Annotated in this window: 5 protein-coding genes; 2 read left to right on the top strand and 3 right to left on the bottom strand. The window is 34.2% G+C overall.

Features of this window, described 5'->3' with window-relative positions; all coding sequences use genetic code 11:
- Positions 1-1304: 1304 nt before the first annotated feature.
- Positions 1305-1763 (top strand): replication/maintenance protein RepL, encoded by a 459-nt coding sequence (locus J2S23_RS11050; RefSeq protein ID WP_001125937.1) that lies wholly within the window; start codon positions 1305-1307, stop codon positions 1761-1763.
- A 29-nt stretch (positions 1764-1792) separates the two neighbouring features.
- Here the strand turns inward: J2S23_RS11050 and mobV (J2S23_RS11045) are convergent, their stop codons facing one another.
- On the bottom strand, positions 1793-3238 hold the full coding sequence (mobV, locus tag J2S23_RS11045; protein ID WP_307122767.1) for a MobV family relaxase: 1446 nt from the start codon (positions 3236-3238) through the stop codon (positions 1793-1795).
- 165 nt (positions 3239-3403) lie between these two features.
- Complete coding sequence (locus J2S23_RS11040) at positions 3404-3637, bottom strand: hemolysin XhlA family protein (RefSeq protein ID WP_046199669.1); 234 nt, start codon at positions 3635-3637, stop codon at positions 3404-3406.
- Between the two features lie 806 nt (positions 3638-4443).
- Between J2S23_RS11040 and J2S23_RS11035 the strand changes: the two genes are divergently transcribed.
- Complete coding sequence (locus J2S23_RS11035; RefSeq protein WP_001182216.1) at positions 4444-4944, top strand: replication/maintenance protein RepL; 501 nt, start codon at positions 4444-4446, stop codon at positions 4942-4944.
- Between the two features lie 13 nt (positions 4945-4957).
- Here the strand turns inward: J2S23_RS11035 and mobV (J2S23_RS11030) are convergent, their stop codons facing one another.
- Positions 4958-6202 (bottom strand): MobV family relaxase, encoded by a 1245-nt coding sequence (gene mobV / locus J2S23_RS11030; RefSeq protein ID WP_000951644.1) that lies wholly within the window; start codon positions 6200-6202, stop codon positions 4958-4960.
- Between the last annotated feature and the right edge of the window lie 150 nt (positions 6203-6352).

Raw genomic sequence — 6352 nt, 5'->3', positions numbered from 1 at the left:
AATTTGGTCTAGCACGTTATACCAAATTTCATTTGGACGTGCTCTGCGAGGCTCGTTGGCTTCGCCAAACCATGCCTTGCATGGCAAAAAAACCTCGGACTTTGTCCGAACCTACAAGGGGAACTCTTCCCCTTGACCCCATCAATCGAACTCCCCAACCCCTCAATCCTTGAGGGACTCCCTCGCCGGTTGGCAGGCCAAAACGTTTGACGTTTTGACAGGCCAAGAGGGTGAAGAATCAATTGCACGTGTCAATTCCTTAATGCTCCTTTCATGGATCAGCACAAACCGCTGACCCCTTCCAGTCCGCTTACCATTGACACTTACCGCTAATTTTTCCTTTTCCAACAATCGCTTTGCAAATTACTCCAAACATATGTGTTTCCTATTCGAATGAATATAAGAGTAAAGTACATAATAAATATGAAATATACCTTCAACCTTCAACTGTTACCCCTAAAAAGAACCCTATCCAACATTAGGGTTCTTTTTTCATACCAAGCCAAAAATAAAAAAGGCTTATCCAGTTATATACACATTTTTGTCCCCTGCATACACTACTTATGTACAACTGCCTACTTGATAAATTGCCATACAACAGAGTGATTGAAAGGGGATTTTATGAATTATTCATTTAATAAATCTGATAAATTAATCCCTTTTAAAAAGAACTACGGGTGTTCAAAAACAGCCTGTAGGGACCCTTGTAGTTCAATACCAATAAAAAAGTCAAAATCCACTATATAGGATTTTGACTTTTTTATTGGTATCCCCCTTGTTTTTGGGTGTGAGTGCTGGCTGGGGGTTTGGGGGCTAGCCCCCAGGAACTTAACGTAATTTTATATGGCATTAGTGAAATTCTTGAACGATAGATCAAGGCGGTTCGGCAGGTACAATTGCTAGTCCAAGTCGTGCAACTTAAATCCTCGTTTTTGGTATGTTCGGCTTGGCGACATGCTCACACCTGCCGAATTTCACTATGCAATAGCAAAAGAGTGGAGATTTTTTGAGTGGTTTTCTCAAAAAATACTACTCGACTATTGCATTGTGGAAAGCCCTCTAAAAAAAATAAAAAAAGAATATATTTAAGGCGATATTTATCGCCTTAAATATATAGAAAAGAGTAAGCAGGGGGTAAAAAGTAGATTTTAAGCTGATATATAGCTATTGAAGGGCATTTTCTTTGGTCTAATTTTTTATACTTTTTGGTCTAATTTTTTATACCTTTTGGTCTAATTTTTTTTGACCTTTTGGTCTAATTATGATAAAATAGAAATACAAAAATATAGGAGAAAGGTGATAATATGCCAAAACAAAAAACTGAAAACGAAATAATATATAACGGTAAAAGTCGATGGAGAAACCTAGATACAGGTGAAATAATAGAAACTGATGAAGTCATAAAGAAAACTCCTAGAAATGGTTTTATGATCACATATTTAACTGCAATCGTTCAATTAATAGATAGTTTAGGTAATAAAAAAATGCAAGTTGTAAAATACATATTAGAAAACATGGACAAATCAACAAATACGTTAATTATAACTACAAGAGAATTGACCGAAAAAAGCAAGGTATCTAGACAAACTGTAATAGACACATTAAAAACACTGGAGCAAGCCCAAATAATTACTAGAAGAACTGGAGCAATAATGATACATCCAAGCCTTGTTCATCGTGGTAAAGATACAAAAGAGAAATACTTACTTGCTAGATTCGAAGATTTTAATAATAATAAGGCTCCAATTAATGCAGTTGAATAAACCGCCCAAGAATTGATTCTAAGGCGGTTTTACCTTTCCATATCATATCCTCGTTGTTTAGTCATTTCGTTTTTATGTTCACGCTCAAAGTAATCCTCTACTTCCCTTCCAACTAGTTCATTCTTAACAAGCCCTCTAAACGTTTTAAATTGCTCTTTAAAGACTTTTTTCGTTTGTTGATATAAAACCTTTACGTTTATCTTCAAATCGTTTATATGAGCTTGTAACGAGCCTATTTTTGTATGTAATTCTTTATTTCTCTCTCTCAACTCCGCATTAATCTGATGAGATGCTTTTAAATTGTTAGACAAGCCCTCTACTTGCAGGTGTAATTTTTTATTTTCTTCCACCAAATCTGTACTTTGCAAACGTTCATAATCCCTTTTGACCATATAGGCAGCGTTCACCATTTTTTGTACTCTTTTCAATTCGTTCGTTCCAATAATCCAATTCCCAGTGTTTTTGGTTATCGTTTCTGTTTTAAATAATCCTTTTTTCACAACCTCTGTTTTTTTCTCTTTCCCTTTTGCATTGATTTTGATTTCTTGTGGTAATTGTTCACTGAGATCTAAAAGCTTTTTCTTTTTACTTTCAAATTCTTTATCTAAAGATTGGATTTTTCTCTCCAAGTCTTTTTCTTTTATCTTTACTTCCGCATCCATCGCCTTTTTTTGTTTCTCTATTTCTAGAGAATGCTTTTTTAAATCCTTAACGGTATCAACACCAATCGTTTTATCATTTAAAATTCCATCTTTGTAGATGTGTGGTATTTCCTTTTTCAAAAATGTATCTAAATCTTGGTGGAATGTCTTTAAATCTTTTCTTGTTAAAACCTCTTTGGCTGAAACTTTTTCCCGTTGTTTTTTCTCGTCCCAAACAACAGGCATAAAAGCAAAATGCATATGAGGTGTTGTTTCGTCCTTATGTACGTTAGCGGACAATACATTTTTTTCACCGCCATAACGATTCGCTAAAAACTCATAGGTTTTTTCAAAAAATTCACGTTGTTCTTTTTCTGAAGTCCCCTTCAAGTTTTCTGGTAACGTAACAACCCAATCACTACAAACTTTTACATCTTTCCGATTCAAACAATGTACTTCACGTAATCGATCATTCATGCGGGAAAGTGTATCTCCTTCTTTTTCGCATAAATCATAATTTAAATTTGACCGCTCATTATCAATCTCTTGATTCGAATGATTTTCTGTTTTTCTGTCCCAATGAATCGATAATCCTTGTACGCTGCCTTTTGTATATTTTTCTACATGAGCCACAAGTAAGCCCCCCTTTTGGTAATCAGCATAGCACGAAGATTGAGAGAATCCGATAATTTGGTCTAGCACGTTATACCAAATTTCATTTGGACGTGCTCTGCGAGGCTCTTTGGCTCCGCCAAGCCATGCTTTGCCTGGCAAAAAACAAACCTTGGGCTTTGCCCAAACCCACTGGGGAAACTCTTCCCCAGACCCCCTCAATCAAACTCCCCAACCCCTCAATCCTTGAGGGGCTCCCTCGCCGGTTAGCAGGAACAAACGATTGTTTGTTCAATGCCAAGAGGGTTTGGGTGTAGTACGGTTGGTCAAGTCAAATACTCCCTTCGCTTTGCTAGGTCCGTTTTGATTGACCAACACCCTTTTTTCCTATAACAGGTTTTTAGCTACTACACCAAGTACTCCTGTTAACAATCCGCTTATGATCAATCGTAAAATCCATGTAGTATTTGCACTAATTTTATCTAATTGTTTATTAATAGTTAAAACATCCTTTTCAGCTACTAATATTCTTACTTCTAAACTTTTCATATCATGTTGTATAGCTTTTAAATCTAGATTCATTTGATTAAAATCTTTTTCTAGTTCCTCCAATTTTGTCATATAACATACTTCTCCTTTTAAATTAATTTTAAATATATTATATGTATATGGTAATTAGAGAATAATGATATAAAAAGAGAACTCAAATCTATTATTAAGATTTAAGTTCTCTTTAAAGATAAGGGAATTATACGAAAGCGTAATATAGCATATGCTTATCCTTTTTAATATGCATCTAGCAAAAACACAGTTTCTATAAATGTGCTGTTCTAAGTTCATTCTCTCCTTGTTTTTGGGTGTGAGTGCTGGCTGGGGGTTTGGGGGCTAGCCCCCTGGATCTTAACGTAAATGAATATGGAATAAGCGGATTGTTTAGAACGATAGAGCAAGGCGGTTCGGCAGGTACAATTGCTAGTCCAAGTCGAACAATCTAAATCCTCGTTTTTGGTCTGTTCGGCTTGGCGACATGCTCACACCTGCCGAATTTCACTATGCAATAGCAAAAGAGTGGAGATTTTTTGAATGGTTTTCTCAAAAAATACTACTCGACTATTGCATAGTGAAAAGCCCTTTTAAATTTTATAAAATAATAGAATAGAAGGGAGAACATAGGTTGAACCGTTGATATGACTGGATTTCTAGGAAAATACTATAATTTGTGGGATTATAAGTTATAATTTGTGGGATTATAACCGTAATTTGTGGAGTTATATACCGTAATTTGTGGAGTTATAAATTAAATTTATTTTTTATATCATTTATAATTTGTGGGATTATAAATGTGAAATCCTATAAAAAATATTGCACTTTTAAAATACCCGATTTATAATTTAATTAAATTATAAATCGGGTAGGAGGTAGATTTGATGCAACCGGAAAGACCCTTGAAAAAAGTTTCTAAAGTTACAAAAAATAAAATAATAGATATAAATACTGGTGAAATTCAAGAAGAAGAAGAAATTATAAATGCTTATATCGACAAAGAACCAGACTACGTAAAAATATATTTAAAAGATATTGTAGCCTTAAATGATTTACCTAAAGGTTTAGATAGAGTTATTAACGTTTTATTAAAAGTAATGTCTTATGACAATATGATCATTCTAAATAGCTTTATAAAAAAACAAATGGCACAAGAACTAGGATATAAAACAGTACAAGTTCTTAATAACAACATCAACAAACTTGTAAATGCAGAAATTCTTTTTAGAAAAGGTACTGGTACATATCAAGTAAATGCTCGTTATTTTGGTCGTGGCCATTGGCACGATATACAAGAAATCCGATTACAACAAGTCTATTCAACTAAAGGAAGAGAGCTTAAAACAGAAATAACATACAAAAACGACGAACCGTCTCAGAATTAATTCTGAGACGGTTTTAACGTTCCATGTTATATCCACGTTGTTTCTTAATTTCTTTCTTATATTCACAATCAAATTGATTATCTACACCTTTTATATCCAATTCATTCTTAACAAGTCCTCTAAACGCTTTAAAATGCTCTCCAAGGACTTTTTTCGTATTGTGGTATAAAACCTTTACATTTTCCTTTAAATCTTTTACATGGGCTTTTAACGAGCTTATTTCCTTACGTAATTCTCTATTCTTCTCATACAAATCTGTATTCTCATTAATAGCTTTAACATAACCATCGGCTAAACTATCAACTCTATCATGTAATTCTTTGTTTTCTTTAACTAAATCTGTACGCTGCAAACGCTCATAATCTTCCTTTACGAAATTTGCATCGCTTAGAACTTTTTGCATCCTTCTCATTTCACTATCAGAAACAATCCAATTCCCAGTTTCTGTAGTTACTGTTTCTGATTTTAAAAAACCTGTTTTTACAACCTCTGTTTTTTTCTCTTTTCCTTTTACTTTGATATTAATTTTTGAAGGGAGTGCTTCACTCAAATTCAGAAACTCATTTTTTTTACTTTCCAATTCTTTATCTAATGATTGAATTTTCCCCTCTAACTCTCTTTCTTTGACCTTTACTTCCGCATCCATTACATCTTTTTGTTTCTGTATTTCTTCAGAATACCTTTTCAAATCTTTAACCGTATCAACGCCAATCGTTTTATCGTTTAAAATACCTTCTTTGTAGATTTGTGGTATTTCTTTTTTCAAAAACTCATCTAAATCTTGGTGAAATGTTTTTAAATCTTTTCTTGTTAAAACTTCTTTAGCTGAAACCTTTGCCTGTTGCTTTTTCTCGTCCCAAACAACAGGCATAAAAGCAAAATGCATATGCGGTCTTGTTTCGTCATTATGTACATTGGCTGACAACACATTTTTTTCACCACCATAACGGTTCGCTAAAAATTCATAGGTTTTCTCAAAAAATTCACGTTGTTCCTTCTCAGAAGCATCTTTCAAACTTTCCGGTAATGTAACAGCCCAATCTGCACAGACTTTTACATCTTTTCGATTCAAGCAATGCACTTCACTTAACCGATCATTCATGCGTGAAAGTGTATCTCCTTCTTTTTCACATAAATCATAATTCAAATGTGACCGTTCATTATCAATGTCTTGATTCGAATGATTTTCTGTTTTTCTGTCCCAGTGGATGGACAATCCTTGAACATTTCCTTTTGCATATTTTTGAACGTGAGCCATGAGCAAGACCCCCCCTTTTGGTAACTAGTTTAACATGGGGATAGAAGAAAAACCAAATTTGGTCTAGCACGTTATACCAAATTTCATTTGGACGTGCTCTGCGAGGCTCGTTGGCTTCGCCAAACCATGCCTTGCATGGCAAAAAAACCT

Origin of the sequence: Streptococcus moroccensis, from assembly GCF_030812835.1 — a bacterium.
Taxonomy (GTDB): domain Bacteria; phylum Bacillota; class Bacilli; order Lactobacillales; family Streptococcaceae; genus Streptococcus; species Streptococcus moroccensis.
This window is presented reverse-complemented; position numbering and strand designations above follow the sequence as displayed.

Coding starts and splice junctions, on each gene's coding strand:
- J2S23_RS11035 (WP_001182216.1), top strand. CDS start 4,444: ATGCAACCGGAAAGACCCTTGAAAAAAGTTTCTAAAGTTACAAAAAAT.
- J2S23_RS11050 (WP_001125937.1), top strand. CDS start 1,305: ATGCCAAAACAAAAAACTGAAAACGAAATAATATATAACGGTAAAAGT.
- J2S23_RS11040 (WP_046199669.1), bottom strand. CDS start 3,637: ATGACAAAATTGGAGGAACTAGAAAAAGATTTTAATCAAATGAATCTA.
- mobV (WP_000951644.1), bottom strand. CDS start 6,202: ATGGCTCACGTTCAAAAATATGCAAAAGGAAATGTTCAAGGATTGTCC.